Origin of the sequence: Pseudonocardia sp. WMMC193 (assembly GCF_021728735.1) — a bacterium.
Taxonomy (GTDB): domain Bacteria; phylum Actinomycetota; class Actinomycetes; order Mycobacteriales; family Pseudonocardiaceae; genus Pseudonocardia; species Pseudonocardia oroxyli.
The window spans coordinates 1,976,284-1,999,213 of sequence record NZ_JAKKDO010000003.1 but is presented as its reverse complement, the minus strand read 5'-3'; the positions used below and the strand labels follow the sequence as shown (position 1 = coordinate 1,999,213).

Genomic DNA, 22,930 nt, shown 5'->3' with positions numbered 1-22,930 from the left:
TCAGTACCGGGCAGACTGGACGGGCACCGCAGGGGAGTATCCCGCTCGCGGTGGCGTCGTCAGCACGCGGAAGGGCCCGCCGCCCGGGATCGACAATCAGGCGGACCCGGAAACCGGCGCCACTGATCCGCAGTCGCGGAGGGGAGAGACCTCGGGGCAGTTCCATGCTGCCCTCGAGAACCCTGGAGCCCTCGTCGTGAACGTGCCCGTCTGGTTGTGGATCGCCACCATCGGTGGCCTCCTCGCCGTCATCCTGGCCGACCTGTTCCTGGTCGACCACAAGCCCCACGCGGTGACGATCAAGGAAGCCACCCGCTGGGTGCTCTTCTACGTCGCGCTCGCCGTGCTCTTCGGCCTCGGCATCTGGTACTTCGCGGGCGGACAGTTCGCAGGCGAGTTCTTCGCCGGGTACATCACCGAGTACTCGCTCTCGGTGGACAACCTGTTCGTCTTCGTCCTGATCATGTCCAGCTTCGCCGTGCCCGCCATCCACCAGCACCGGGTGCTGTTGGTGGGCATCGTGATCGCGCTCGTCCTGCGCGGCGCGTTCATCGCCGTCGGCGCCGCCGCGATCAACGCCCTGAGCTGGATCTTCTACCTGTTCGCCGCGTTCTTGATCTACACCGCGGTCAACATGGTCCGCCAGGGCATGGGCGGCGAGGAGGAGGAGGAGTGGTCCGAGCCCCGCGTCGTCGGCTGGGTGCGCAGGCTCTTCCCCGTCACCGACGAGTACCACGGCTCCCGCACCACCGTGAAGCTCGACGGCAAGCGCTGGGTCACCCCCATGCTGATCGTGATGATCGCGATCGGGCTCACCGACCTGCTCTTCGCGCTGGACTCGATCCCGGCCATCTTCGGGCTCACCCAGGAGCCCTACCTCGTCTTCACGGCGAACGCCTTCGCCCTGATGGGGCTGCGCCAGCTGTACTTCCTGCTCGGCGGGCTGCTCAAGAAGCTGATCTACCTGTCCTACGGCCTCGCCGTGATCCTCGCGTTCATCGGCGTGAAGCTGGTGCTGCACGCGCTGCACGAGAACGAGCTGCCCTTCCTCAACGGCGGCGAGCCCATCCCGGTGCCCGAGGTCGGCATCGCGCTGTCCCTCACGGTGATCGTCGCGGTGCTCGCGATCACCACGGTCGTCAGCCTGCTGGCGGTGCGGCGCAACCCGGCGCTCGCCGAGGGCCACGGCGGGACCGTCAGCGTCCCCGTCGCGCACGACGCGGCCGAGGCCGCCGAGATGGACCGGCACGACCGCGAGGTCGACGCGCGCCAGGCCGCCCTCGACGCCCGGCACGGGGGCTGAGATGGACATCCCCTTCTGGGTCTGGCTCGTCACCATCGGCGTGACGATCGCGTTCTTCGTCTTCGAGTTCGTCGCGCACGTCCGCACCCCGCACGAGCCGACGATGCGGGAGTCCGCCCTGTGGTCGGCCTTCTACATCGGCCTGGCCGTGGTGTTCGGCGTCGGGATCGGGCTGGTCAGCGGCTGGAACTTCGGCGGCGAGTACTTCGCCGGGTACCTCACCGAGAAGGCCCTCTCGGTGGACAACCTGTTCGTGTTCCTGCTGGTCATGAGCGGGTTCGCGGTGCCGAAGGCCTACCAGCAGAAGGTGCTGCTGATCGGCATCGTGATCGCGCTGGTCATGCGCGGCGGGTTCATCGCGGTGGGCGCGGCGCTGATCGAGAACTTCTCCTGGATCTTCTACCTGTTCGGCGCCCTGCTGCTGGTGCTGGCCTGGCGCCAGCTCCAGCACGACGACGGCGCGGACCCGGGCGACAACGCCATCACCCGCTGGTCGCGGCGCGTGTTCAACGTGACGGACGACTTCCGCGGGGACCGGCTGACGGTGAAGGAGGGCGGCAAGCGCTGGGTCACGCCGCTGTTCGTCACGGTCGTCGCCATCGGCTTCGTGGACCTGATCTTCGCCGTCGACTCGATCCCGGCCATCTACGGCCTCACCGAGGAGGCGTACATCGTCTTCACGGCGAACGCCTTCGCCCTGATGGGCCTGCGCCAGCTGTACTTCCTGCTCGGCGGGGTGCTGGAGCGGCTGGTCTACCTCGCGCAGGGGCTGGCGTTCATCCTGGCCTTCATCGGCGTGAAGCTCATCTTCCACGCGCTGCACGTCAACGAGCTGCCGTTCATCAACGGCGGGGAGCCCGTGCTGTGGGTCCCGGAGATCCCGACGTGGCTCTCGCTCGTCGTCATCGCGGCCGCGATCGCGGTGGCGACGGTGGCCAGCCTGGCGAAGACCGGCGGGAAGCTGACGAGCGAGAAGTAGCCGTGAGCGGCGATCGTCGCCAGGGCGACGATCGCCGCTCACAGGTGGTGCAGGTCCAGCCGGGGTTCAGTCACCCGCGTGGACCACCAGGTCGCACGCCTCGGCGGCCTCCCACAGCCGGGCGGGCAGGTCCTTCGCCCGCACCGGGAGACGGGTGTCGGAGACGAGGACGAGCCTCACCGTACGGCGACGAGGTCCACCACGAAGATCAGCGTCTCGCCGCCCTTGATCACGCCGCCCGCGCCGCGGTCGCCGTAACCCAGGTGCGGCGGGATCACGATGCGCCGGCGGCCGCCGACCTTCATGCCCTGCACGCCCTGGTCCCAGCCCTGGATGACCTGGCCGGCGCCGAGCCCGAAGTCCAGGGTCTGGCCGCGGTTGTAGGAGGCGTCGAACTCCTCGCCGGTGGAGTGCGCGACCCCGACGTAGTGCACGGAGATCCGGTTGCCCGCCTTCGCCTCCGGGCCGTCGCCGACGGTGATGTCGGTGATCTCGAGGTCGGTGGGGGCGGGGCCGTCGATCGGGTCGACGTCGGGCTTCTGCGGGGCCACGGCGGGTCCTCCTGGAGTTCGTCCTGCGGTCGGCCGCCCACCCTGCCAGACCCGACCGTCTGGACGTGGCGCGCCCCCGCACCGACGGGGTAGGGAGGGTCATGCAGATCCGATCCCTCCACCGCTTCCCGGTCAAGTCGATGCAGGGCGAGGAGGTCGAGTCGCTCGCGTTGCTCCCGGGCGGGGCGCGCGGCGACCGCGCCTACGCCGTCGTGGACGCCGAGGACGGCACCGTCGCCAGCGCGAAGTACCCGCGCAAGTGGGGGGCGCTGCTCGGGTGCTCGGCCGCCTTCCTCGGTGACCCCACCCCGGACGGACCCCCGCCGCCGGTCGCCGTCACGCTGCCGGACGGCCGGGTGCTCGAGTCCGGCGAGGCGCTGGACGCCGCCCTGTCCGACCTGCTCGGACGGCGGGTCGTGCTGTCCGCCGACCCGGTGGCGGGCGCGGAGTTCGAGGAGCAGTGGCCGCAGATCGAGGGCCTGGCACCGCAGAGGTTCATCGACGACACCACCGTGGAGCACAGCGACGGCGAGGCCGTCAGCCGGATCGCCACGGCGGGGCTGACGCCGTCGGACTCCTTCCTCGACCTCGGCGTCCTGCACCTGATGACGACCTCGACCCTCGCCGCGCTGTCCGCGGCGGCCCCCGAGTCCGTGTTCGACCTGCGCCGCTACCGGCCCAACCTGCTGCTGGACACCGGCACCGAGCCCGGGTTCGTCGAGGACGAGTGGGTGGGGCGCACGCTCGCCGCGGCGGACGCGCGGATCACCGTGACCATGCCGACCATGCGCTGCGTGATGACGACGCTCGCCCAGCCCGGCGTCCCCGAGGACCGGAACACGCTGCGCACCATCGCGAGGACCAACCGCCGCGCGATCCCCGGCCTCGGCACGTGGGCGTGCGCGGGCGCCTACGCCGACGTCGACGCCGCGGGGACGGTGCGCGTGGGGGAGCGGCTGACCTGAGCCGGCGGTAGGTTGCCTCGTGCGATGACGAGCACCGAGACCTACACCCCCGACCCCCGCCGCTGGCGGGCGTTGAGCGTCACCCTCGCGGCGGGGTTCATGACCCTGCTCGACGTCAGCATCGTGTCCGTGGCTCTGCCCTCGATCCAGCAGGGCCTCGGGACGAACCCGGCGGGCGCGCAGTGGGTCGTGTCGGGCTACGCGCTGACCTTCGGGCTGGCGCTCGTCCCGGCGGGCCGCCTCGGGGACGCGTTCGGCCGCCGTCGGATGTTCTTGATCTCGCTGACCGCGTTCGTGCTGTTCAGCGCCGCGTGCGGGGCCGCCCCGACGATCGGGCCGCTGGTCGTGGCGCGGTTGTTGCAGGGGCTGGCGGCGGGCTGTCTGGCCCCGCAGAACTCCGGGCTCATCCAGAACCTGTTCCGCGGCGCCGAGCGCGGCCGGGCCTTCGGGTTCTTCGGGGCCACCGTGGGGATCTCGACGGCCGCGGGCCCGATCGTCGGCGGCCTGCTGCTGGCCGCGTTCGGGGAGCCCGACGGCTGGCGCTGGATCTTCTACGTCAACGTCCCGATCGGCGTCCTCGCCGTGGTCCTGGCGGCGCGGCTGGTCCCGAAGGTCGGCACCGGCGGGGACCGCAAGCCCATCGACTGGACGGGCGCGGCGCTGCTCGGGACGGCGGTCCTCGCGCTGCTGTTCCCGCTGGTCCAGGCCGAGTCCGGGGGAGTGGCGCGGTACTGGTGGCTGTTCCCGATCGGCGCGGTGCTGGCCGGGGCGTTCCTCTGGTGGGAGCGCCGGGAGCTGCAGCGACGGCGGGAGCCGCTGCTGGACCTGCGGCTGATCACCGAGACCTCCGGCTACGCCTGCGGTGCCTTGATCGGGATGGTCTACTTCACCGGCTTCTCGGGCGTGTGGATCGTGTTCGCGCAGTTCTTCCAGAGCGGGCTCGGGTACACGCCGCTGCAGTCGGGGCTCTCGGTCACGGCGTTCGCGGTCGGGTCGGCGGTGTCCGCGGTCGTGGCGGGCAGGCTCGTCGAGCGCTACGGGCGCAGGCTCACCGTGTTCGGGCTGTCGCTGGTCACCCTCGGGATCGCGGCCGCGGCGGTGATCCTGCTGCTCGTGCCCGGGGACGTCGCCGGGCTGTGCGTGGCGCCCGCGCTGCTGGTCGGCGGGATCGGCGGCGGGTTCGTGATCTCGCCGAACGTCACCATGACGCTGCGGAACGTCCCGGTCCGCATGGCGGGCTCGGCGGGCGGCGCGCTGCAGACCGGCCAGCGGGTCGGCGCGGCGATCGGGACCGCGCTCGTCGCGGGCGTGTTCTACGGCGTCCTGGCCGCGGCCGGGAGGTCCTACCCGGCCGCGATCGCGGGGGCACTGGGCCTCGCGGTGCTGACGACGGCCGTCGCGCTCGCCGTCGCGGTCGTCGACCTGCGCCACGAGGGCGGCGGCACCGTCCCCGAGCCGAGCGAGCACCACGTCTCGCACGACTGATCCACCCGTCGGGAGCGGGGCGGTCGGAGATCGACCGCCCCGCTCCTCAGACGTGGATCAGGCCCCCAGCGCCCGCTTGAGGAAGTCCACCTGCAGGAGCAGCAGGTTCTCCGCGACGACCTCCTGGGGTGTCATGTGCGTGACGCCGGAGAGCGGCAGCACCTCGTGCGCCCGGCCCGCGGCCAGCAGGGCGCTCGACAGCTGGAGCGTGTGCGCCGCGACCACGTTGTCGTCCGCGAGGCCGTGGATCAGCATCAGCGGGCGGTGGGTGCCCTCGGCCGCCGCGTCGGGGAACAGTGAGGACCGGTCGTACGCCGCCGACGGAGGCAGCCCCAGGTACCGCTCGGTGTAGTGGGTGTCGTAGAGCGCCCAGTCCGTGACCGGGGCGCCCGCCACGGCGGCGTGGAAGACGTCCGGGCGGCGCAGCACGGCGAGCGCCGCCAGGTAGCCGCCGAAGGACCAGCCGCGGATGCCGACCCGGTCCAGATCGAGGTCCGGGTGCTCGACGGCCAGCGCCTGCAGCGCCTCGACCTGGTCGTCGAGCACGGGCTGGGCCAGGTCGAGGTGCACCGCCCGCTCGAACTCCGGCCCGCGCCCCGGCGTGCCCCGCCCGTCGACCACCACCACCGCGAAGCCCTGCTCGGCGAACCACTGGCTGGTCAGGTGGGCGCCCCTGGCCTGGACCACGCGCTGGGCGTGCGGGCCGCCGTAGGGGTCCATCAGCACCGGCAGCGGGGTGCCGGGCTCCCACCAGCTCGGCAGCAGCAGCGCGGTGGCGAGCTCGCGGGAGCCCAGGCGGTGCAGGGTGATCCGCGGCTCCAGCTCCGGGACGATCGCGTGCGAGGTCAGCGGCCTGCCCGCCACCGTCGTCCGGGTGGGGGTGGTGAGGTCGGTGGAGCTCAGCACGAGCGTGCCGCCCGCCCGGGTGCCGGAGTGCAGCCCGGTGGCGGGGGACAGGCGCTCCAGACCGTCCGCGGACCAGCTCCACACCGCGGTGGACGTGGGCTCCTCCGAGGCGGTGAACAGCACGGCGTCGTCCACCCCGAGCACGGCCCGGACCAGGAGCGACGGCGGCGTCACCGGCTTGCCCGCGACGAGGAGCCTGCGCGCGTCGTCGACCTGCACGAGGCGCCCGTCGTCGGTCCGCGCGGGCACGCCCGGGACGATCTCCACCCAGACCGGGTCGGTGCGCTCGTCGAGCGGGGTCGTGGCGCCGGTGGCCGGGTCGACGGCGACGGTCCGCAGGGCCTTCTGGTCCCGCGGCTGGGTCTGGATCATCAGGCCGTGGGCGTCCCACACGACGTCGACCAGGTACTCGTCGGCGAACGGGACGGGGGTGCGGGTCCCGTCGAGCCCCACGATCTCGAGCGTGACGGCGGCGTTCGGGGTCCCCGCGGCGGGGTAGGCGACCTTTGTGGGCTCGCGGTCCGGATGCGCCGGGTCGCTGATCCACCACGTCCGCACGGGCGACTCGTCCACCCGCGCGACGGCGAGCTGCTCGCCCGACGGCGACCACCAGTACCCGCGCATCCGGCCCATCTCCTCGGCCGCGGCGAAGTCCGCCAGACCGTGGGTGACCCCGGGCTCCGCGGCCACGGTGGTGGTGCGGCCCGTGTCGATCTCGTGGACCTGCAGCGCGCCGCCCGCCACATAGGCGATCCGCTCCCCGGTGGGGTCCAGCCGCGGGTCGACGACCGCGCCCTCGGTCTCGATCAGCCGCGGCGCGAGGCCCCCGGCGAAGTCGGCGAGGAACAGCCTGCCGGACAGCGGGAACACGGCGCGGGTCAGCGCGCGGTCCGTGGCGTAGGAGACGATCCCGCCCGCCTGCTCGCGGGCGCGTTCGCGGCGGGCCCGCTCCTCGGCGGGGAGGTCCTCGTCTCCTCCCTTGCCTGCGTCCAGCTCGTGGGGGTCGACGACGAGCCGCTCCTCCGCCGTCGCGACCTCGTAGGACCACAGGCAGGTCACCGGGTCGGTGCCGGAGCCGCTGCGCAGGAACGCGACCCGGCCGCCGTCGGGGGAGACGGTGGCCCCGCGCGGTGCGCCGAGGGTGAAACGGCGGGTGCGGGCGTGCAGGCGGGGGAAGCTGTCCGTGCTCACGCGCGCAGTCTGCCGCAGGCGCGCCGGACCCGATCGCGGGACGGCGCCGAGCGGGCGGACGCACCCACGTGTCACCCGGGCGGAGGAATCGGCGTCCGCTCGTCCCACCGCCGCCACCACCCGCCCCACGACCCGTCGCCGCGGGGCCACCGATCCGTTGCCCACACATCCCCACCAACGGAGGTGTGAAGGATGATCAACGTGCCGTTGTCCGGGCGGGCCCTCGCGGCCGCCCGCTCGGTGGACCCGCTCGTGTCGCCCGCGGCGGTGCACGCCGCGGTCGAGATCGCGGTGGCCGAGCAGCTGCGGGAGGTGGCCACCTGGCCCGCCGAGCGGATCCGCGCCAAGGCGGACGCCATCACGGCGCCCCAGTCGAGCTAGTGCCCCGTGCGAAAAGGTTCGGCACCGAACTCGGCGGCCCAGCCGCACGCGGGCGGCGTTGCCGGCCCGCGCAGTACGCCCGGTACGGCCTGCGGACCGGCGGCCTTGCCCGCGAGCGGCTGGACCACCGATTCCGGCACCAACCTTCTCGCACGGGGCACTAGTTCACGCAGGGCACCCCGGCGGCGTCGAGCACCGGCCGGTTCGTCCACGGGTCGGCGGGCTGGGCCGTCGTCGTGGGCGCCGGGGCGGTGGTCTCGGTGGGTCCGCTCGCGCGGATCCGCGACGGGTCCGGCGTGGTCGGCGCGCTCGTCTCACCCGCCCGCGCGTCGGAGTACAGGACGGTGTGGGTGAACTGGCGCACGGCCGCGTCGTCGACCTCGACGGCCACGCCGTCCGCAGGGGTGCGCAGGTCCGGCCGCAGGGTGGGGATGGTGCGGAACACGACGTCCCCACCCGCCACCGTGCCGAGCTGCCCGACCAGCTGCTGCAGGTCCCATCCGGTGTCGAGCACCACGTAGCGGGTGATCACGCCGATCAGGGCGGACACCTGCGCCGGGTCGGTGAGCGTGCCGGTGCTGAGCACCTGGTGGGTCAGCCCGGCGAGGTAGGCCTGCTGGCGGGTGACCCGGTCGAGGTCCCCGCCGTCGAGTCCGTGGCGCTGGCGGACGAACGCGAGCGCGCTGTCCCCGGTCACGGTCTGCGGGCCCGCGGGCAGGTCGACGCCGGAGTAGGCCCGGTCGTCCACCGGGGCGTTCAGGCACACCGGCACCCCGCCTAGGGTGTCGGTCAGCTCGACGAACCCGGCCAGGTTCACCTCGGCGTAGTGGTCGACGGTCACCCCCGAGACCTGCTCGACGGTCGCCACCAGCGCCGCCCGCCCCGCCTCGCGCCCGGCCCGGTCCAGCTCGGCACCGGCCACGCCCTGCGCCCGCAGCCGGGTCTCCGCGGCCCGGTAGGCGCGCCCGTACGCCGAATTGATCTTGTGGCGCCCGCTGCCGTCCGCGAGCTCCACGTACGAGTCCCGGGGGAAGGACACCGAGACCACCGGCGCGCCCGCATCGGCGGGCACCCGGACCAGCATGATCGTGTCGGTGTGCAGCTCGCCCGCGTCGTCGCCCGCGTGGATGCGGGCCAGCAGCTCCGGGGGCAGCGGGTCGCCGTGGGCGTCCGTGCGGCTGTCCATGCCGACCAACAGGGCGGTGTAGCTGCGCCGGGGCTGCGGGGTGGGGTCGGCCGGTCGCGTGGCGAGGACGTCGCTGGTGGTGCGGTCGTCGTCCAGCGTGCGGGTCAGCGACCAGACGTAGCCGGTGCCGGCGAGGACGCCTGCGGCCAGGAGCGCGACGGCGGAGCGGCCGAGGGTCGACGCGACGCGGCGGACGCGGGATCGGTCCATCTGTCCTCTCAGGGGCGGGTGCACCGTGGATCCCGGTTCCTGATCCCGACGGTGCGACCCGACCGGAGGAGTCTGGTGTGTGCGGACCTTACGACGATTCGCGTCCTGCCGCCCCGCCGACCACCCGTCCGGAGCAGCAGCGGCGTCCGCACCGCAGACCCCGGTCGGCTCCGCTCGGCGCTACTCGGGGCCGCTCGGGGCCGTGCCCGCCCGCGGGCAAACCCGTTCGGGTGAACACGCTCCCGCGGAGTAACCAACGGTCGCTGCGCCTACCAGACTGATGCCCGCACGCACGGATCGGGGTAGGGGGATGCGACGGGTGAGCACGCACAGGGCGTCGACGAGCACCAGCGGCGGGTTCCGGGCCGTCCCGAAGCCATCCTCGCCGCCCGTGCCCTTTCCGCGGGCGGGCGCCCCGGCCACGGTGGGGGAGCAGGCCGCGCGGCAGGGGTGGGCGCCTGCGCCGCGGTCGGGCCCCGCGCACACCCCGCCGCGCGGACAACGGGCCGTGCCGGTCGGCGACGGCACCGCACTGCGGGTGCTGCGCGCGGTGACCTACGTCCTGGTCTCGGTCGCGAGCCTGCTGTTCATCCTGCTCGTGGCCTGGGGCGTGGTCTCCTACCTGCGGCTGAGCACGGAACTTCCTCGCCTGTTCGGCGCCTGAGCCGTACCCTCGACGTCATGAGACCAGGGGGTGTCCTGCTGCCCGCCACGCGGTCGACGCGCCACCCGGTGCCGCGTCCGACCCGCGGGGCGGCGCTGTCCCCGCGCCTGCGCGCCCTGCCCACCGTGAACGCCGCCGTCGCGCCCTCCGGGGGCCCGGAGCGGCCCAGCGAGCGGCAGCGCCGCCGCGTCGCGGAGCAGGCCGCCGTGGGCGAGGGCTGGACCCCGCCCACGGACCTCGAGCCGGTCGTCCCCGCCCAGGCCGTCGACCTGGACTGAGACCCCCGGGTCACCAGCCGCGCTCGCGCCATTCGGCGAGGTGGGGGCGCTGCTCGCCGAGGGTCGAGTCGTCACCGTGGCCGGGGTAGAACCACGTGTCGTCCGGGAGCTCGGCGAACACGCGGGACTCCAGGTCGTCCATCAGCTGGACGTGGTCAGCCACGGTCTGGGTGCGGCCGTGTCCGCCGGGGAACAGCGAGTCTCCGGTGAACAGGTGCGGGCGGTCCGGACCGCGGTAGAGCAGCGCGATCGACCCGGGCGTGTGGCCGCGGAGGTGGATGACCTCCAGCTGGATCTCGCCGAACTCGACGACGTCCCCCTGGCCGACGAGCTCGTCCATCGGGATCGGGAGCTCGCCCGCGTCCTCCGGGTGGGCGATCTGGCGGGTCTGGAACATCCCGGCGACCGCGCCGAGCGCCTCCCAGTGGTCCTTGTGCCGGTGCGTGGTGACCAGGTGCCGCAGCTCGGGGCGGTCGTCCGCCGAGCCGACCAGGTCCGCGATCCGCTCCGGCTCGTTGGCCGCGTCGATGAGCAGCGCCTCGCGGGTGGCCGTGCAGACCAGCAGGTAGGCGTTGTTGTCCATCGGCCCGACCGACACCTTGTTCACCGTGAGCGGGCCGAGCGCGCGGCGGAGGGCCGGGCCGCCGGGGTCGGTGTGCCCGCTGTACTCGTCGAGGACGTCCACGCGGGCACCTTAGGGCGTGTCTCCCACTCCGCCGCCACCGCTCCCGGCGCCCACGTCGCCGCCGGCGGCGTTGCGGGACCGCCCGAATACGCCCGGTATGAGGGCGGCCCGGCTGCCTTGCCGGCGGCGCCGTGGATCACCGGGCCCGGCGGCGCCGGAGTGGGAGACACACCCTATCCGGACCCCGGGGACCTCGCGGTCGAACATGCGTGCGAGAGTGGAAGACGGAGGGGTCCCGGTGCGTTGCAGGACTCGTATGTCGGGGTTTCCGACCCTCGGCGCGGGGCATCCGGCGCGCGGGGTGGCCCATCCGCCGACGCCGTCTGTCGAGACACCGTTCCCGACGGTTTCTGTCGGTGCCCCCGCTTAGCATCGACAGCGCATCCGTCCGTTCTCCGAGGAGGCCCCCGAAGTGGCATCCGCCCGCACCCCGTACGAGGCTCCGCGACTCGTCGTCCGTGGCGCGCGTGAGCACAACCTGCGCGGGGTGGACCTCGACCTGCCGCGGGACAGCATGATCGTGTTCACCGGTCTGTCCGGGTCCGGGAAGTCGAGCCTGGCGTTCGACACGATCTTCGCGGAGGGCCAGCGGCGCTACGTGGAGTCGCTCTCGGCCTACGCCCGCCAGTTCCTCGGGCAGATGGACAAGCCGGACGTCGACTTCATCGAGGGCCTGTCCCCGGCGGTCTCGATCGACCAGAAGTCCACGAACCGCAACCCGCGGTCCACGGTCGGCACGATCACCGAGGTCTACGACTACCTCCGTCTGCTCTACGCGCGGGCGGGCGTCCCGCACTGCCCGGTCTGCGGCGAGATCATCGAGAAGCAGACCCCGCAGCAGATCGTCGACCAGGTGCTGGAGATGGCGGAGGGCAGCCGCTTCCAGGTGCTGGCGCCCGTGGTCCGCACCCGCAAGGGCGAGTTCGTCGACCTGTTCACCAGCCTGCAGTCGCAGGGCTACTCGCGCGTGCTGGTGGACGGCACCGTGCACCAGCTCTCCGACCCGCCGAAGCTGAAGAAGCAGGAGAAGCACGACATCTCGGTGATCGTCGACCGCCTGGCGGTCAAGGCGAGCGCCAAGCAGCGGCTGACCGACTCGGTGGAGACGGCGCTGCGCCTCGCGGACGGCATCGTCGTGCTGGACTTCGTGGACCTGGACGAGGCGGACCCGCACCGCGAGCGCAAGTTCTCCGAGCGGATGGCCTGCCCGAACGGGCACCCGCTCACGCTGGACGACCTGGAGCCCCGCACCTTCTCCTTCAACTCGCCCTACGGCGCGTGCCCCACCTGCTCGGGCATCGGCATCAAGAAGGAGGTCGACCCCGAGCTCGTCGTGCCGGACCCGGAGATGTCGCTGGGCGAGGGGGCGGTCGCGCCCTGGAACAACGGGCACACCGCGGAGTACTTCGGCAGGCTGCTCACCGGGCTGTCGAAGGCGATCGGGTTCTCGATGGACACCCCGTGGCGCATGCTGCCCGCGGAGGCGCAGAAGGCCGTGCTGCACGGGTCCGAGGACCAGGTGCACGTGCGCTACCGCAACCGCTACGGGCGCGAGCGCGCCTACTACGCCAACTTCGAGGGCGTGATCCCGTTCCTCGAGCGGCGGATGGAGCAGACCGAGTCCGAGTCGCAGCGGGAGCGGTACGAGGGCTACATGCGGGACGTGCCGTGCCCCGCGTGCAAGGGCGCGCGGCTCAAGCCGGAGGTCCTGGCCGTCACGTTGGGGGAGCGGTCGATCGCGGACGTCTCCGCGATGTCGGTCGCCGAGTGCTCGGTGTTCCTCAACGGCATGGAGCTCAACGAGCGCCAGTCCATGATCGCGGGCCGGGTGCTCAAGGAGGTGCAGGCCCGGCTCGGCTTCCTGCTGGACGTCGGGCTGGACTACCTCTCGCTCGACCGCGCGGCGGGCACCCTGTCCGGCGGCGAGGCCCAGCGCATCCGGCTGGCCACGCAGATCGGGTCCGGCCTGGTCGGCGTGCTCTACGTGCTGGACGAGCCGTCCATCGGCCTGCACCAGCGGGACAACCGGCGGCTGATCGACACGCTGACCCGGCTCAAGGAGCTGGGCAACACGCTGATCGTCGTCGAGCACGACGAGGACACCATCCGGGCGTCGGACTGGGCGGTGGACATCGGGCCCGGCGCGGGCGAGCACGGCGGCCTGGTGGTGCACTCCGGGCCGGTGGCGGAGCTGGAGTCCCACGACACGTCGCTGACCGGCGCGTACCTGTCCGGGCGGCGGAGCATCCCGGTGCCGGACGTGCGGCGCACGCTGGACCCGGCCCGCACGCTGACGATCGTGGGGGCCCGCGAGCACAACCTGCGCGGGATCGACGTGGACATCCCGCTGGGCGGCCTCGTGTCGATCACCGGCGTGTCCGGCTCCGGCAAGTCGACGCTGATCAACGACATCCTGGCCACGGTGCTCGCCAACAAGCTGAACGGCGCCCGCCAGGTGCCGGGCCGGCACACCCGGATCACGGGGGTCGACCAGCTGGACAAGCTCGTGCGGGTGGACCAGAGCCCGATCGGCCGCACCCCGCGGTCCAACCCGGCCACCTACACCGGCGTCTGGGACAAGATCCGCACTCTGTTCGCGGCCACGACCGAGGCCAAGGTCCGCGGCTACCAGCAGGGCCGCTTCTCGTTCAACGTCAAGGGCGGGCGCTGCGAGGCGTGCTCCGGAGACGGCACGATCAAGATCGAGATGAACTTCCTGCCGGACGTCTACGTCCCGTGCGAGGTCTGCAAGGGCGCCCGCTACAACCGGGAGACCCTCGAGGTCCACTACAAGGGCAAGACCGTGGCGGACGTGCTGGACATGCCGATCGAGGAGGCCGCGGAGTTCTTCGCGCCGATCACCTCGATCAGCCGGTACCTGACCACCCTGGTGGACGTCGGGCTCGGCTACGTGCGGCTCGGCCAGCCCGCCCCGACGTTGTCCGGCGGCGAGGCGCAGCGCGTCAAGCTGGCGTCGGAGCTGCAGAAGCGGTCCAACGGGCGCACGATCTACATCCTCGACGAGCCGACCACGGGCCTGCACTTCGAGGACATCCGCAAGCTGCTGCTGGTGATCAACGGCCTGGTGGAGAAGGGCAACACCGTCGTGGTCATCGAGCACAACCTGGACGTGATCAAGACTTCGGACTGGGTGATCGACATGGGTCCGGAGGGCGGGTCCGGCGGTGGCACGGTCGTCGCGCAGGGCACCCCGGAGCAGGTCGCCGCGGTCCCCGAGAGCTACACCGGGAGGTTCCTCGCCGATCTCGTCACGCCCGCACCGGCGGCGCGCAGGAAGGCTCCGCGGCGGCGCAAGGCCGCGGTGTGACCCGGGCCGACGGGCGGTCTCACTCACCGTTCCCGTCGGCTGGCGCTGTGTGAGCGTCGGCCGGGGGTATGCGGAAGCGCGACCGTTCGGCATCACCGGCGTAACATTTCTGAAACCGCACTGATGCCGCCTTTTCCTAGATTCTGCGGGTCGGCGCGTCGGGGGACATCATGCCGAGCCTGACCGTCCGGCCCCGGACGCCACCCGTACGTCGTAGGAGAACGCACACATGACGCTGCTCGTCCCGCCGCCGAACCAGCGCCCCTCGGGCCCGATCCACGACCGGCGGGGCTTCTTCCGCCTGGCAGGCCTCGGCCTGGGCGTCGGTGCCGCGGGGGTCGCCCTCGCCGCCTGCGGCGGTGGCAGCTCCAGCGGCGGCTCGTCCGCCTCGGGCGCCGCCTCGGCCGCTCCCGGCGCCTACGGCACGCTCGCCCTCCAGCTGTCCTGGATCAAGAACATCGAGTTCGCAGGCGAGTACATGGCCGACTCGAAGGGCTACTACACCCAGGCGGGCTTCGAGAAGGTCGACCTCGTGACCGGCCCCGTGGACAGCGCGGACGCGCTGGTCCTGGCCAAGAACGTGGACGTCGGCCTCTCGGCGCCGGACGCCACCGCCCGCTTCATCACCGAGCAGGGCGCCCCGCTGAAGATCATCGGCAGCACGTTCCAGAAGAACCCCTTCTGCATCCTCTCCATCGAGGAGGGCAAGCCGATCCGCACGGTGCAGGACCTGATCGGCAAGCGCCTGGGCATCCAGGCGGGCACCAACCAGCAGATCTTCGCCGGCCTGCTCAAGGCGAACGGCATCGACCCGTCCCAGGTCGAGCAGGTCGTCGTGCAGTACGAGCCGACCCCGCTGACGGAGAAGTCGGTCGACGGGTTCATGGCCTACACGACCAACGAGCCGTTCATCGTCAAGGCGGACGGGTTCACCCCGGTCGTGCTGCCCTTCGCGGACAACGGGCTCCCGCTGACCGCGGAGACGTTCACCGTGCTGCAGGAGACCATCGACAACGACCGGGACAAGCTGAAGGCGTTCCTGAAGGCCGAGATCCAGGGCTGGAACGACGCGGTGGCGAACCCGGCCGAGTCCGCGCGGCTCGCCGCCGAGGTCTACGGCAAGGACCTGGGGCTGGACGTCCCGGGTCAGACCGAGCAGATGACGGCGCAGAACGAGCTCGTGGTCAGCGCGGACACGAAGGCGAACGGGCTGTTCACCCTCACCGACGCCCTGCAGGGCGAGATCATCAAGGCGCTGGGCGACATCGGCATCTCGATCACCGCGGCCGACCTGTTCGACCTCTCGCTGCTGGACGAGGTCTACTCGGCGGACCCGAGCCTCATCAAGGCCTGACGCGGTACCCGGGACAGCGAGCGGACGCGAGGGAGGACACCGCGTGACGGAGACGACCGAGCAGGCGGCGGCGGCGGGGAAGTACTCGACCACCGATCCGGCGGCGGCCCCCGGGGTCGCCACGGGGATCAACATCCAGGGCCTGCAGAAGGTCTTCACCATGGGCAGGCGGTCCGTGCAGGCGCTGGCCGCCACGGACCTCGGGACCACGCAGAACTCGTTCCTCTCGCTGCTCGGTCCGTCCGGGTGCGGCAAGTCGACGATCCTGCGGATCCTCGCGGGGCTCGAGACCCCGACGGAGGGCACGGCGCTGATCAACGGCCGGTCCACCCGGGAGATCCAGCGCGACCACGAGCTCGGCATCGCCTTCCAGGAGGCGGCGCTGCTGCCGTGGCGGTCGGTCACGAGCAACATCCGGCTGCCCCTCGAGGTCGCCGGGATCACGCCGGAGCCGGGGCTGGTGGACGACCTCATCGAGCTGGTGGGGCTGAAGGGCTTCGAGAAGGCCAAGCCCTCCCAGCTCTCGGGCGGGATGCGGCAGCGCGTGGCGATCGCGCGCTGCCTGGCCGTGCAACCCACCGTGATGCTGCTGGACGAGCCGTTCGGCGCGCTGGACGACATGACCCGCCAGCGGCTGAACGTCGAGCTGCTGCGGATCTGGACCGAGCGCCCGGCGACCACGCTGATGGTCACCCACGGCATCAGCGAGGCGGTCTTCCTGTCCGACGTGGTGGCCGTGATGTCGCCCCGTCCGGGGCGGATCGCGGAGGTGGTGGAGATCGACCTGCCGCGGCCGCGGCTGCCCGAGCTGCAGCGGACCCCGGAGTTCCACGCCTACGTGGACCGGCTGTCGGAGATCCTGTTCGGCCGCGGTGCCGGCGGGGAGCACTGATGGCCATCGCCGCGGCGCCCGCCGCGGAGGTGCGGCGGTTCGCCGGTCTGCGCGGCGTGCCGCCCTGGGTCGGTGGGGTGCTCGGGGTCGTCGTCATCGTCGTCGCGTGGTGGGTCGCGTCGCTGACCCTCTACCAGGGCAGCGGGGCCATCCCGACGCCGCCGAGCGTCGTCGCGAAGTTCTTCGACGGCGCGCAGTGGTCGGCCACGCTGAACAACGCGTCGGGCACCGTGGGCTCCGCGGCCCTGGGGTACCTGTGGGGCAACCTCGGCGCGATCGTGCTGGCGATCCTCGTGCTGCTCGTGCCCGCCCTGGAGCCGCTCGCGAACCAGATCGCGGTGGTCACCTACTGCATCCCGCTGGTGGCGATCGGGCCGGTGATCGTGATCGTCGCCGGTCGGGACTGGCCGTCCGGTGCGTCGGTCGTCCTGGCGGCGTTGAGCTGCTTCTTCACCACGGCGGTCGGGGCGCTGCTCGGGCTGCGGGCGGCGCCGCGCGCCAGCATCGACCTGATCAAGGCCTACGGCGGCGGCACGTGGACGTCGCTGCGCAAGGTGCAGCTGATCTCCGCGCTGCCCGCGCTGTTCGCCGCCCTGAAGATCGCGGCTCCGGCCGCGTTCCTGGGCGCGATCCTCGCCGAGTACCTCGGCAGCGGCGGGGACTCCACCCTGGGGCGGGCGATCATCGCCGCGCAGACCCAGTCGGACGCGCCGCAGCTGTGGTACCTCGCCCTGGTCAGCGGGATCATCTCCGGTGTCGGGTTCGTGCTCGTCGGGCTGATCGCGCGGCTGGTCACCCCCTGGACGTCGACAGGCGACGTGCCTGCGGGAGGCAAGTGATGAGCGCGGTCGTGGAGAACGCCCCGACGACCGGCCAGGCGTCGGCGACGGTGAGCGGGGGGACCGCCTCGCGGGCCATCGCGCAGAAGGCGGGGCGCGCGGTCCTCACGATCGTCGTCGCGCTGATCGTGCTCGGCCTGCTGTGGCAGCTGCTCCTCACGGTGTTCGACGTGTCCGCGTTCGTGGGCAAGTCGCCGATCAACGTGTTCCAGTACCTGTTCTCCGCCGAACCGCCGCGCGGGATCCGGCCGGCGTCGATGAGCGCCGAGCAGGCCCGGGCGGAGTCGTTCGGCGCCTTGGGGAACACCCTGCTCAACGCCCTGATCGGGTTCGCCTCCGGCATGGTCCTCGCCACCCTGGTGGCCATCGCGTTCGTGCTCTGGAAGCCGGTGGAGTTCGCGTTCATGCCGATCGCGATGCTGCTGCGCTCGGTGCCGCTCGTCGCGATGGCGCCGCTGCTCCTGCTGATCTTCGGGCAGGGGAAGCTGGGCATCGCGGTGATCGCGGCGATCGTCGTGCTCTTCCCGGTCCTGGTGAACGTGGTCGTGGGCCTCAACTCGGCCTCGCCCCAGTCCCTGGACCTGATCGCGGTGAACGGGGGGTCGGCACTGACCGCGCTCGTCAAGGTGCGCATCCCCTCCGCCCTGCCCGAGTTCCTCGCGTCGATGCGGATCTCCGTGCCGGGCGCGTTCGTCGGCGCGATGCTGGCGGAGTGGCTCGTCGGGTTCAGCGGGATGGGCGGCGTGCTGTCCGGCTACCGCGGGGCGGGCAACTACGGCGGCGTCTGGACGATCGTGACGCTCTCGGTCGTCGCGAGCATCGTGCTGTACGAGGTGGCGACGGTCTTCGAGGCCTGGGTCCTGAGCCGGTGGGGCCCGAACGCGGGCGTCAGCGCAGGCTGAGCATCAGGGAGCCACAACTGTCGTGTCGGGGCCCGACAACGACAGTTGTGGCTCCGTGATGCGGTGGGTCAGAGCGGGAACTGTCGGTACGCGGGGCGGAGCAGGGCGCGTACCTGGCGTCTCCGCACCGTGATCACCAGGTCGGGGACCTGGTCCAGGAGGGCGCCGGGCTCCGGGCTCGCCGGGACGAGCCTGCCGAGATCGATCTCGGGGGACTCGAAGAACGCGTGCAGCAGCTCACCGAGTGGCGCCGCCTGCTGCTCGACGACGGGTTCGAGCGCCGAGCCCGACCCGCGGCGGCGCCGCAGGTTGGCCAGCAGGGTCTCGCGGTCGCGGCCGCGCAGGGCCAGCACCTCGAAGGGATCCGCGTCGAACCGCTCCGCGAGCAGGTAGAACACCGCGGCCAGGTGCTTGCACGGCACCGTCGCGTCCGGGCAGGTGCAGTCCATCGTGAGGTCTCGCTGCGTGGCGGGGAACAGGCTCAGCCCGACGCCGGCGAACACCTCCTCGATCTCCGGCGGCATCCCGCCCGCCAGCAGCGCGGCGGCATACCAGGCGTCCTCCGCCAGGGCCTGCTCCGCGCGGGCCCACTCCGCCTTGCCCCAGGCCGGGACCCCGATCCGCACCTTGTACGGCGTGGGCCGGGTGCCCTGCACGAGCGCGACGACGGACCCGGCGTCGATCTCGCAGGACACGATCTGGCCCGCCCGGGCGTAGGTCTTGCCGCGCGCCATCCGACCGCCGACGCCGATCTCCTCCAGCACGGCGACGAAGCGCCTCGACCACCAGCTGCGGGCCACCCCGTCCGCCCGGACCCCGTTCTCGACGGCGATCCGGCGCTTAAGGTGGTCCTCCTCGGCCCAGAAGGGCTGGTCACTCATCTCCCACCGCCTCCGCGCCCAGGGCGAACACGGTCCGCAGCTCGCTCGTGGACAGCTCGGTGAGCCACCCCTCGCCGTCGCTGATCACCATGTCCGACAACGCCTTCTTCGACTCGATCAGGGCGTCCACCCGCTCCTCGACGGTGCCCGGGCAGACGAACTTCCGCACCTGGACGTTCCGCTGCTGGCCGATCCGGAACGCCCGGTCGGTCGCCTGGTCCTCCACGGCCGGGTTCCACCACCGGTCGACGTGGATGACGTGGTTGGCGGCGGTGAGCGTGAGCCCGGTACCGCCCGCCTTGAGCGACAGCAGGAACACCGACGGCCCGTCCGCGGACTGGAAGCGCTCCACCATCGCGTCCCGCTGCTTCTTGGGGGTGCCGCCGTGCAGGTGCAGGATCTCCTGGTCGAACCGGGCGGACAGGTGCGGCACCAGCATCGCGGCGAACTCGGTGAACTGGGAGAACAGCAGCACCTTGTCGCCCTCGGCGAGGATCTCGCCCAGGAGCTCCTCGAGCCGGGCGACCTTGCCCGAGCGCCTGCCGAGGGGCGAGCCGTCGTGCAGCAGGTGGGCGGGGTGGTTGCAGACCTGCTTGAGCTTGGTCATGGCCGCGAGGACGTTGCCCCGGCGCTGGATCCCCTGGCTGTCCTCGATCTTCTCCATCATGTCGTCGACGATCGTGCGGTAGAGCGAGGCCTGCTCGCGGGTGAGCCGGTACTCCTGCCGGATCTCGATCTTCTCGGGCAGGTCGTCGATGACGGTCGGATCGGTCTTGAGCCGGCGCAGCAGGTACGGGCGGGTCATGGCGCGCAAGGTCTCCGCGGCCTCGGGGCTCCCGTGCCGCTCGATCGGCACGGCGAAGCGCCTGCGGAACGCCTCCGGGGTGCCGAGCATGCCGGGGTTGAGGAAGTCCATCACCGACCACAGCTCGGCCAGCCGGTTCTCCATGGGCGTGCCGGTGAGGGCGATGCGGTGGCCCGCGACGATCCGGCGGGCCGCCTTCGACGGCGCGGCGTGCGCGTTCTTGATCGCCTGTGCCTCGTCCAGCACCAGGCGGTGCCAGGCGTGCGACTCCAGGTCCTCGACGTCCCGCGCCGCCGTGCCGTAGGTGGTGACGACGATGTCGGTGTCCGCCAGGACCTCCGCCAGCCGCTCGCCCTTGGCCCGCCCCGCGCCGTGGTGCGCGTGGACCCGGAGCTCGGGGGCGAAGCGGGCCGCCTCCCGCTGCCAGGTCCCGACCAGGGACATCGGGCAGAGGATCAGGGTGGGGCCGCGCCGCTCGCCGCCGCGTTCGCGTGCCTCCAGGGCCAGGAGCTGGATCGTCTTGCCCAGGCCCATGTCGTCCGCGAGGCAGGCCCCGAGACCGAGGTTCGCGAGGAAGGACAGCCAGGACAGGCCGCGCTTCTGGTACGGCCGCAGGGTCGCGCGGAACGACTCCGGCGGATCGAGGGGCTCGAGGGTGCGGTCCGCGGTGCCGCGCAACAGGTCCCCGACCCAGCCCTCGGCCGTGACGGCGGTGACCGGCAGCGGCGTGTCCAGCCTGCCCTGCGCGATGCCCAGCGTCTCGGCGACGGTGTGTGCCCGGCGCGTGCTCTGCGTGCGCAGGAACTCCAGGCCGCGGGCGAGGGCCTGTTGGTCCACCGACACCCACTGGCCGCGGATCCGCACCAGCTTGGCCTTGGCGGCCACCAGCGCGGCGATCTCCTCCTCGTCGAGCTCCTCGTCCCCCGCGGCCATCGTCCAGCGGAACCGCGCGAGCTCCTCGCGGCCCAACCCGCCGCGCGTGACGACGCCGGGTGCGCCGGGGGAGGACACGGACAGCTTGAGCCCCAGCGGTTTCCGGCCGTTCCACCCGGCGGGCAGCTGGACCCCGAACCCGGCGGCGAGCAGCCGCGCGGCGTCCTCGGTGAGGAACCGGTGGGTCTCCTCGATGTCGAGATCCAGCTCCTCGGGGCGGGCGCTGCGCAGGGCGGGGGTCAGCCCGGGAAAGACCAGCGCGGCGCGGCCCAGCTCGGCGAGCAGCAGCTCCTGGGCCGAGGTGATCAGACGGTCGGCCCGGCCCGCCCACACGTCCTCCGCGGGCACGATCAGGCTCGGGTCCTCGGTCGACTGGAGCTGGAACTCCAGGACCCAGCGCGTGCCGTCCCCGGTCTGGTCCAGCGGATCGTCCCCGGGGTCCGCGGGATCGTGCAGCGTGTCGATCTCGGCGAGCCGGAACGTGGCGCGCGCCGGGCCGGTCTCCTCGGTGGTGACCGCGTCCCACGGCTCGAGCGCGGCCGCCAGCGTGGCCAGCTCGCGCTCCGGCGCCTCGAAACGCGGGTCGGCCGCGCCGAGCGCGGCCAGCCAGGCCTCGGTGGCGGGCGTCGACTTCGGGGCGCGGCCGGTGCGTGGCGGGACCAGGGAGACGATCTCGGACGCCCGGCCGAGCCGCTCCCGGACCGCCGCGTCGACGAACACCGCCAGCGCGTCGTCCACCAGCAGGTCCGGCGCATGGCCCGCCACGTCCCCCGCGCGGCGCTGCTCGGCACGCCCCACCGGTGGCAGCGCCTCGACGAGCGACCGGCGGGCCACCGCGTCGAGCCCCTGGACGACGGGCCGCCACCGTGCCTCCGGACCGGGCCGCAGCGTGGGCAGGACGCGGCCCCGGGTCACGAGGTCGTCCGCGAACTCGCGCAGCGCCCGCAGGTGGGCGACGGACCGCCCGTACCGCACGTCCTCCGCCGGATCGTCCAGCTCCGCGGGGTCGACGACGACGCCCGGGACCGACCAGGGCAGCAGCGTGAGCTCGGCCGACCGGCGCCCGGAAGGCTTGGCGCGCACCAGCTCCGGGGAGTCCAGCGGCCCGCCGGAGCGCGAGGGCAGGAGGAGGTTCACCGACGTCTGCTTGCCCGGGTGGATCCCCGCGAGCTGGGACGCGGGTGCGGCGAAGGGATGTGGTCGCGCCGAGCGCAGCGACCGACGCGCGGTAGTGGCGGGCCGCTGCCCGTCCTCGGCCCACAGCACGGCACCCCGACCGGGGGACCAGAACGCGTGGACGACCAACACGCGCCCAGGCTACGAGGACCCCCCGACACTTCCGCGCCGGCCCGCTCCGCGCCAGCTCGCTCCACCCCGCGCGGAGCGATCTCTCTGGTGAGTGTCACGGAAGCGCGGTGGCGGCAGCGCTGGTGTCACGTTCGGAATGATCGCTGGTGCGGGCGTGACAGGAGCGTGGGCGCGGGAGCGCTCGTGTCACGTTCGGAGCGATCGCTGGGTGCGAGCGTCACAGGAGCGTGGCGCAGGAGCACTCGTGTCACGCTCGGAGCGATCGCGGGGCGCGAGCGTCACAGGAGCGTGGGCGCGGGAGCGCTCGTGTCACGTTCGGAATGATCACTGGGTGCGGGGGTCACAGGAGCGTGCGCGCGGGAGCGCTCGTGTCGCGTTGGGAATGATCACTGGGTGCGGGCGCGAGTGGCGGGAACGCCGTGGGCGGAGCGCTCCCGCGACAGTCGCAGTGGGTCTGCGGCGAATGTGACAGGAGCGCGGTTGCACGAGCTCTCCAGTCACACCCGCGATCTCCGCACGCGAGCGTGACGTGAGTGCAGAGCTGCGAACACTGGCGTCACGCTCGCAAGGATCTTTGCGGGCGAGTGCGACGGGAGCGCAGCTGCGGGAGCGGTCTCGTCACGCTCGGAACGATCTCGCGGCGAGCGGCGAGCGGCGGGCGTGGCGGGTCAGGAGCGGTGTCGCCGGTGCGCTCCTGCGACCGTTGGCGTGGGTCCGCGGCGAGTGTGACGGGAGCGCGGTTGCCAGAGCCCTCCCGTCGCTCCCGCCGTGATCTCTGCAGGCGAGTGTGACCGGCGCGCAGCTGCACGGGCGCTCCCGTCACCGCCGGAGTGATCACCGCTGCTGAGTGACACGGAAGCGTTCTCGCCACACACGGGGAGCGCATGCCTTTCGCGCTACGGGC

General features: G+C 72.6%; 18 protein-coding genes. 12 read left to right on the top strand and 6 right to left on the bottom strand.

The window, feature by feature from the left end; translation table 11 throughout:
• Positions 1 to 196: 196 nt before the first annotated feature.
• Entirely contained in the window at positions 197 to 1,303 is a 1,107-nt protein-coding gene (locus tag L3X23_RS10965; RefSeq protein WP_237192118.1) for a TerC family protein, read from the top strand.
• A 1-nt stretch (position 1,304) separates the two neighbouring features.
• Positions 1,305 to 2,282: a TerC family protein gene (locus L3X23_RS10960; RefSeq protein ID WP_237192117.1), complete on the top strand. Its 978-nt coding sequence runs from the start codon at positions 1,305 to 1,307 to the stop codon at positions 2,280 to 2,282.
• A gap of 176 nt (positions 2,283 to 2,458) precedes the next feature.
• Here the strand turns inward: L3X23_RS10960 and L3X23_RS10955 are convergent, their stop codons facing one another.
• A complete protein-coding gene (locus L3X23_RS10955) occupies positions 2,459 to 2,833 on the bottom strand; it encodes an FKBP-type peptidyl-prolyl cis-trans isomerase (RefSeq protein ID WP_093078363.1) in 375 nt (124 codons plus the stop codon).
• Positions 2,834 to 2,934: 101 nt separating this feature from the next.
• On the opposite strand from L3X23_RS10955, the gene L3X23_RS10950 reads away from it, so the two are divergent.
• Both L3X23_RS10950 and L3X23_RS10945 read left to right on the top strand, forming a co-directional pair.
• Entirely contained in the window at positions 2,935 to 3,798 is an 864-nt protein-coding gene (locus L3X23_RS10950) for an MOSC domain-containing protein (protein ID WP_237192116.1), read from the top strand.
• A gap of 24 nt (positions 3,799 to 3,822) precedes the next feature.
• Entirely contained in the window at positions 3,823 to 5,283 is a 1,461-nt protein-coding gene (locus tag L3X23_RS10945) for an MFS transporter (RefSeq protein ID WP_237192115.1), read from the top strand.
• A gap of 57 nt (positions 5,284 to 5,340) precedes the next feature.
• Here L3X23_RS10945 and L3X23_RS10940 read toward each other — a convergent pair whose 3' ends face one another.
• Complete coding sequence (locus L3X23_RS10940) at positions 5,341 to 7,380, bottom strand: S9 family peptidase (RefSeq protein ID WP_237192114.1); 2,040 nt, start codon at positions 7,378 to 7,380, stop codon at positions 5,341 to 5,343.
• A 192-nt stretch (positions 7,381 to 7,572) separates the two neighbouring features.
• Between L3X23_RS10940 and L3X23_RS10935 the strand changes: the two genes are divergently transcribed.
• Positions 7,573 to 7,761, top strand: a complete 189-nt coding sequence (locus tag L3X23_RS10935; protein ID WP_237192113.1) for a hypothetical protein — start codon at positions 7,573 to 7,575, stop codon at positions 7,759 to 7,761.
• A gap of 160 nt (positions 7,762 to 7,921) precedes the next feature.
• On the opposite strand, the gene L3X23_RS10930 is transcribed toward L3X23_RS10935, so the two are convergent.
• Positions 7,922 to 9,157, bottom strand: a complete 1,236-nt coding sequence (locus tag L3X23_RS10930) for an LCP family protein (protein ID WP_237192112.1) — start codon at positions 9,155 to 9,157, stop codon at positions 7,922 to 7,924.
• A gap of 391 nt (positions 9,158 to 9,548) precedes the next feature.
• Between L3X23_RS10930 and L3X23_RS10925 the strand changes: the two genes are divergently transcribed.
• Both L3X23_RS10925 and L3X23_RS10920 read left to right on the top strand, forming a co-directional pair.
• Positions 9,549 to 9,821 carry a hypothetical protein gene (locus L3X23_RS10925; RefSeq protein WP_237192111.1) on the top strand — a complete coding sequence of 91 codons (273 nt, stop codon included), beginning with the start codon at positions 9,549 to 9,551 and terminating at the stop codon, positions 9,819 to 9,821.
• A 17-nt stretch (positions 9,822 to 9,838) separates the two neighbouring features.
• Positions 9,839 to 10,099 (top strand): hypothetical protein, encoded by a 261-nt coding sequence (locus L3X23_RS10920; RefSeq protein WP_143029956.1) that lies wholly within the window; start codon positions 9,839 to 9,841, stop codon positions 10,097 to 10,099.
• 10 nt (positions 10,100 to 10,109) lie between these two features.
• Here L3X23_RS10920 and L3X23_RS10915 read toward each other — a convergent pair whose 3' ends face one another.
• The gene (locus L3X23_RS10915) at positions 10,110 to 10,784 is read right to left on the bottom strand and encodes an MBL fold metallo-hydrolase (RefSeq protein WP_237192109.1); all 675 of its coding nucleotides are present in this window, start codon (positions 10,782 to 10,784) and stop codon (positions 10,110 to 10,112) included.
• Between the two features lie 412 nt (positions 10,785 to 11,196).
• Here L3X23_RS10915 and uvrA point away from each other — a divergent pair, with 412 nt between their 5' ends.
• From uvrA to L3X23_RS10890, 5 genes are all read left to right on the top strand, one after another.
• Positions 11,197 to 14,112, top strand: coding sequence for an excinuclease ABC subunit UvrA (gene uvrA, locus L3X23_RS10910; protein WP_237192107.1), 2,916 nt, complete (start codon positions 11,197 to 11,199; stop codon positions 14,110 to 14,112).
• Positions 14,113 to 14,341: 229 nt separating this feature from the next.
• Positions 14,342 to 15,466, top strand: coding sequence for an ABC transporter substrate-binding protein (locus L3X23_RS10905; RefSeq protein WP_237192105.1), 1,125 nt, complete (start codon positions 14,342 to 14,344; stop codon positions 15,464 to 15,466).
• 43 nt (positions 15,467 to 15,509) lie between these two features.
• Positions 15,510 to 16,358 (top strand): ABC transporter ATP-binding protein, encoded by an 849-nt coding sequence (locus L3X23_RS10900; protein WP_237192103.1) that lies wholly within the window; start codon positions 15,510 to 15,512, stop codon positions 16,356 to 16,358.
• Positions 16,358 to 17,197 carry an ABC transporter permease gene (locus L3X23_RS10895; RefSeq protein WP_093078330.1) on the top strand — a complete coding sequence of 280 codons (840 nt, stop codon included), beginning with the start codon at positions 16,358 to 16,360 and terminating at the stop codon, positions 17,195 to 17,197. Before L3X23_RS10900 ends, L3X23_RS10895 begins: the two co-directional genes overlap by 1 nt.
• Positions 17,197 to 18,099 carry an ABC transporter permease gene (locus L3X23_RS10890; RefSeq protein ID WP_093078327.1) on the top strand — a complete coding sequence of 301 codons (903 nt, stop codon included), beginning with the start codon at positions 17,197 to 17,199 and terminating at the stop codon, positions 18,097 to 18,099. The genes L3X23_RS10895 and L3X23_RS10890 overlap by 1 nt, the downstream gene beginning before the upstream one ends.
• Positions 18,100 to 18,167: 68 nt before the next feature.
• On the opposite strand, the gene L3X23_RS10885 is transcribed toward L3X23_RS10890, so the two are convergent.
• Positions 18,168 to 18,980, bottom strand: coding sequence for an SWIM zinc finger family protein (locus L3X23_RS10885; RefSeq protein WP_237192101.1), 813 nt, complete (start codon positions 18,978 to 18,980; stop codon positions 18,168 to 18,170).
• On the bottom strand, positions 18,973 to 22,026 hold the full coding sequence (locus L3X23_RS10880; protein ID WP_237192099.1) for a DEAD/DEAH box helicase: 3,054 nt from the start codon (positions 22,024 to 22,026) through the stop codon (positions 18,973 to 18,975). Before L3X23_RS10880 ends, L3X23_RS10885 begins: the two co-directional genes overlap by 8 nt.
• Positions 22,027 to 22,930 lie beyond the last annotated feature (904 nt).

Bases quoted from the DNA above. Each gene is read 5' to 3' on its own strand.
- L3X23_RS10960 (WP_237192117.1), top strand. From the start codon at position 1,305: ATGGACATCCCCTTCTGGGTCTGGCTCGTCACCATCGGCGTGACGATC.
- L3X23_RS10950 (WP_237192116.1), top strand. From the start codon at position 2,935: ATGCAGATCCGATCCCTCCACCGCTTCCCGGTCAAGTCGATGCAGGGC.
- L3X23_RS10945 (WP_237192115.1), top strand. From the start codon at position 3,823: ATGACGAGCACCGAGACCTACACCCCCGACCCCCGCCGCTGGCGGGCG.
- L3X23_RS10935 (WP_237192113.1), top strand. From the start codon at position 7,573: ATGATCAACGTGCCGTTGTCCGGGCGGGCCCTCGCGGCCGCCCGCTCG.
- L3X23_RS10930 (WP_237192112.1), bottom strand. From the start codon at position 9,157: ATGGACCGATCCCGCGTCCGCCGCGTCGCGTCGACCCTCGGCCGCTCC.
- L3X23_RS10920 (WP_143029956.1), top strand. From the start codon at position 9,839: ATGAGACCAGGGGGTGTCCTGCTGCCCGCCACGCGGTCGACGCGCCAC.
- L3X23_RS10905 (WP_237192105.1), top strand. From the start codon at position 14,342: ATGACGCTGCTCGTCCCGCCGCCGAACCAGCGCCCCTCGGGCCCGATC.
- L3X23_RS10895 (WP_093078330.1), top strand. From the start codon at position 16,358: ATGGCCATCGCCGCGGCGCCCGCCGCGGAGGTGCGGCGGTTCGCCGGT.
- L3X23_RS10890 (WP_093078327.1), top strand. From the start codon at position 17,197: ATGAGCGCGGTCGTGGAGAACGCCCCGACGACCGGCCAGGCGTCGGCG.
- L3X23_RS10885 (WP_237192101.1), bottom strand. From the start codon at position 18,980: ATGAGTGACCAGCCCTTCTGGGCCGAGGAGGACCACCTTAAGCGCCGG.